This is a genomic window from Promineifilum sp. (SeqCode) (genome assembly GCF_041918635.1).
GTDB lineage: Bacteria > Chloroflexota > Anaerolineae > Promineifilales > Promineifilaceae > Promineifilum.
This window is the reverse complement of sequence record NZ_JAYRVJ010000627.1, coordinates 1-4,361: the sequence shown is the minus strand read 5'-3', so window position 1 is coordinate 4,361 and position 4,361 is coordinate 1. Positions and strand designations below refer to the sequence as shown.

The following is a 4,361-nucleotide window of genomic DNA, read 5'->3' as shown; positions in this document are numbered from 1 at the left end:
GAACGACAACTGGCTATCGACGTAGTTGCGGGTGCGCACCTTGAAGCGCTCGCGCGCGCCGACGTGATGGCGCTGGAACAGCGCGAAGTCAACCGTGTCGAAGTACAGCGTGCGGTAGCGGTTCAGGCGCAGGCCCTCGATATCCAGCACGCGATAGGCGTCACTCAGACCCGACAGCGCACTATAGAGTTCGCGCTCGTGCAGCAGGTATTTGGTGTCGGTGCGGTCTTGCAGGGCCACGTCGGCCATCTCAGCCAGTGTGATCGGCTCGAAGCGGTTCAGTAGGCCGGCGAAGTCGGGGCTGTAGCTCTGCCACTGTATCGGGGCCTGTGGCCGTGGCCTTTCCTGCAATTCCACCGCCGGCCGCCGGGCCGGTGTGGGGAACCTCGTCGTGTATTCCATCGCTATCTCTTTACGGGCCGCGGAGCCGGGCCGTCCCGGCTCCGCAACCACCCTACGATTGGATTCGGGCCATCTCATGCCCGTTCGCTCGTCTGAGGATAGTATCGCCCAAAAGTGTTAGGGAATTGTTTAGAAAGGGTTTCAGTCGTGTAAAGCGATGGGGAGCAGGGGGGCGGGGGTGCAGGGGAGCGGGGGAGAAACTGACCTACTGACCACTAAAAACTGCGCGATCTGCGAAATCCACGGATACTTCTTGCCATGACGTTCGACGTGTTCGACCCCGCCTTTCGGGCCGATCCTTATCCGGTCTATGCGCGGTTTCGCGAGTGCGACCCGGTGCATCAGGGCCGGCCGCCCACGCCGGGCGAGGACGCGGCCGGCTGGTGGTACGTGTTCCGCTATACCGACGCGGCGGCGGTGCTGAAGGACCCGCGCTTCGGCCGGGCCATCGCCCCCGCCCTCGACGCGCTGCCGCCGCCCGTGCCGCCGGCCGAGCGCGAGCCGTTCTGGGAACATTATGCCCGCTGGACACTGGCGCTGGAGCCGCCGGCCCACACCCGGCAGCGGGCGCTGCTCAATCACGCCTTCACCGCTCGTGTGGTAGAGGCGTTGCGCCCGCGCATTGCCGCACGGGCCGCGGCGCTGTTGGCCGAACTGGCCCCACGCGGCGGCTTCGACGTGGTGGCCGACTATGCCTTTCCGCTGACGCTGGCCGTCATCGCCGACCTGCTGGGCATCCCCCACGACGACCTGGCGCAGGTCAAGGCGTGGTCGCTGACCATCGCCGCGGTGCTGGACTACAAGCGAACGTGGGACGTGATGGCCGAAGGTAACCGCATGGCGCTCGATTTTGCCGCCTATCTAGCCGAGATCGTCGCCGCGCGCCGCGCCCGGCCGCGCGACGACCTGATCAGCCGGCTGCTGGCGGCCACCGACGCGGCCGAGCCGTTGAGCGAGGAAGAAGTGATCTCGCTGGCGATCATGCTGCTCTTCGCCGGGCACGAGACGACGGTCAATCTCATCTCGGCCGGGACGCTGCTGCTGCTGGAGGCCCCGGCGCAGTTGGCGCTGTTCCGCGCCCGGCCCGATTTGACCGATGCGGCCGTGGACGAGTTCCTGCGGCTGCACAGCCCCATCCAGGCCACGACGCGCATCGCCTACGCCGACGTAACGCTGGGCGGCCGGCTCATCCGGCGCGGCGAGTCGGTCACGCTGCTGCTCGGCTCGGCCAACCGCGACCCGGCGGCCTTCGCCGACCCCGACCGGCTGGACATCGCCCGGCAGCCGAACCGGCATCTGGCCTTCGGGCGGGGCATTCACTACTGCTTGGGCGCGCCGCTGGCCGTCACTCAGGGAGGAATTGCCCTGCGCGCGCTGTTGGCTGGGGAAGTCGAGTGGGGGGTGGCCGCTCCGCCGGTGTGGGGGGAGACGTTTGGGTTTAGAGGGCTGAAAACTTTCGAGGTTGAAACAATGGGGCGGATTGGTTCTGGCGAGAAGGTGGATGCCAGCCAACGCCCACCCATCGCTGCCGGGCGCGAACGATGACCTCGCTATTCATATTGAGTGTCACGATGGTGGCGCGCCCTGTGGCTGTAAGACCGATAAGCTGGCTGCCGCTGCCATCCCAGGTCAAGTGTTCCTCCCACTGCTGGAGGCGGGGGTGAAAGAGCGGCGTCCGCTCTCCGGTCAACGGATCGATGCCCGAGGTCTGCGCACCTTTGAACTCGTTGCACCGGCGGCAGGCGAAACACAGATTGTCGAACGTCGTTTGCCCACCTTGAACCCTGGGCAAGATATGATCAAGAGTGAGTGGCTGGCCGGTGGTGGCCGCGCAAGTCTGACAGTAGGCGCAACAATGATCGTCCGCTTCAATTAGACGCCTGCGCAGCAATGACGGTAGTTTGTCGCTCATCCGACGTTAGAGATTATCGGCTGGGGGGATCGAATGGCCGCGCCAGTGCAGGAGAGCCGCGGCCTGCGCCTTTCTGAGCATGAAGCGATCGGCCTCTTCCCGCAATTGGGCCAACTCAGTTCGTTCGGCGGGGGTGAGGGCATCCTCGGCGTTCTTGCCCAACAGTTCACCATAACGCGCCATGTCGTCCTCGGTCTGACGGCTGCGGGCGATCTGCCAAAGGCTCTCGTCATCAAGGCGATCCAGCGCGGCCAAGTCGGCCTGGAAGGCCGCCGGAACGTCATCCCAGAGTGGCGGGCTGCCCACCTCGACAGCGCGCACCAACACCTCGTCGAGAGGCTGCCTCATGGCCTGGGCTGTCTGCTGCAAACGGCGATATAGGCGTTCCGGCAGGTTCAGCGTGACGGGATACATGCTCATCTCTACATCACTCCACACTCAGTTCCTCTATCATACCAGAAAGACCGCGATCATGAGATGTGATACTTGCACGCCCGCCCAATTCCACATATGATGCCCCACCTCTAGAAGAGCGGTTGGGCAAGCCGTCCGCAGGATTGTAGGGCGGTTTGGCAAACCGCCTCTTCAGCGAGGCCGAAGAGCGGTTTACCAAACCGCGCTACAACTAGGCAGCGTTGTTTACAAAGGAGTCTCTGACCATGAGCGCACTGCCCACCCACGCGAATGTTGTGATCATCGGCGCCGGCATCGTTGGCAACAGCATGGCCTACCATCTGGCCCAGCTGGGCTGGAAGGACATCGTCCTGCTGGACAAGGGGCCGCTGCCCAACCCCGGCGGCTCTACCGGACATGCATCCAACTTCATCTTCCTCGTCGATCACTCCAAGGAGATGACCCAGTTCACCGTCGATAGCGTGCGCCAGTACCAGGAGTTGGGCGTCTTCACCCTCAGCGGCGGCATCGAGGTGGCGCGCACCAAGGAGCGGGTCGAGGAGCTCAAGCGTCGCGTCGCGTCGGGCAAGTCGTGGGGCATCGAGACCGAGATCATCTCGCCGGCCGAGGTGAAGGCCCTCGTCCCCTTCCTCAATGAGCGCATCATCAAGAGCGGCTTCTACACCCCCGGCATCGGCACGGTAGACTCGCTGCGCGCCGGCACACTCATGCGCGAGTATGCCCAGAGCCAGAACGCGCTGACCGTGTTCACCAAAATCGAAATCACCGGCGTAGACGTGGTGAATGGCCGCGTGCGCGGCGTACGCACCGACCAGGGCGATATCGCCGCCGAGATGGTCATCATCTGCTGCGGCATCTGGAGCCCGCGTATCGCCCGCATGGCCGGAGCCAGCATCCCCCTGACCCCGGCCGTGCATCAGATGGTCAGCGTCGGCCCCGTCCCCCTGCTGGCGGAGAAGCCGGGCGAGATCAACTACCCCATCGTCCGCGACGTGGACTTCAACTCCTACGAACGCCAGCACGGCAGCGACATGGAGGTCGGCTCCTATGATCACCGGCCGATCCTGATGGATCCCGACGATATCCCCTCCATCGAGAAGGCCGCCCTCTCGCCGACTGAGATGCCCTTTACCCAGGACGACTTCGAGCCATCCATGGAACGCGCCCTGGAACTGATGCCATTCCTGGGCGACTACCCCATCCGCTACGCCATCAACGGCTTGCTGTCGCTGACGCCGGACGGCTACCCCCTCATCGGCGAGACGCCGGAGGTCAAGGGCCTTTGGTCGGTAGCCGCCGTCTGGATCAAGGAAGCGCCGGGCATCGCCCGCGCCGTGGCCGAGTGGATGACCACCGGCGCGCCGGAGATCGACCCGACGACCTCCGACATCGCCCGCTTCTATGATCACCAGAAGACGTGGGCCCACATCCGCGCCCGCGCCGTCGAGGGCTTCAACAAGACCTACGGCATCGTGCACCCGCGCGAGCAGTGGAGCAGCAACCGCAATGTGCGCCTGACGCCCTATCACGAGCGGGAGCGGGCGCTGGGCGGCGTGTTTTACGAGGCGGCGGGCTGGGAGCGGCCGATGTGGTACGAGTCGAACGCGCGGCTGCTGGCGGAGTACGGCGAGCG

The 4,361-nt window shown here is 65.0% G+C and carries 5 protein-coding genes; 2 read left to right on the top strand and 3 right to left on the bottom strand.

Annotated elements, in window-relative coordinates; translation table 11 throughout:
- Nucleotides 1-402: VTC domain-containing protein (locus ACE3UY_RS18490; protein WP_374688957.1), on the bottom strand; the 402-nt coding region annotated here is incomplete at its 3' end.
- Between the two features lie 258 nt (nt 403-660).
- Between ACE3UY_RS18490 and ACE3UY_RS18485 the strand changes: the two genes are divergently transcribed.
- Entirely contained in the window at nt 661-1,947 is a 1,287-nt protein-coding gene (locus tag ACE3UY_RS18485; protein WP_374688956.1) for a cytochrome P450, read from the top strand.
- On the opposite strand, the gene ACE3UY_RS18480 is transcribed toward ACE3UY_RS18485, so the two are convergent.
- Both ACE3UY_RS18480 and ACE3UY_RS18475 read right to left on the bottom strand, forming a co-directional pair.
- Entirely contained in the window at nt 1,841-2,314 is a 474-nt protein-coding gene (locus tag ACE3UY_RS18480) for an HNH endonuclease (protein WP_374688955.1), read from the bottom strand. The two genes, ACE3UY_RS18485 and ACE3UY_RS18480, sit on opposite strands and share 107 nt — an antisense overlap.
- A 6-nt stretch (nt 2,315-2,320) precedes the next feature.
- A complete protein-coding gene (locus tag ACE3UY_RS18475; protein ID WP_374688954.1) occupies nt 2,321-2,734 on the bottom strand; it encodes a hypothetical protein in 414 nt (137 codons plus the stop codon).
- Nucleotides 2,735-2,973: 239 nt separating this feature from the next.
- Between ACE3UY_RS18475 and ACE3UY_RS18470 the strand changes: the two genes are divergently transcribed.
- Nucleotides 2,974-4,361 (top strand): FAD-dependent oxidoreductase (locus ACE3UY_RS18470; protein WP_374688953.1); only part of this gene is annotated, 1,388 nt, incomplete at its 3' end.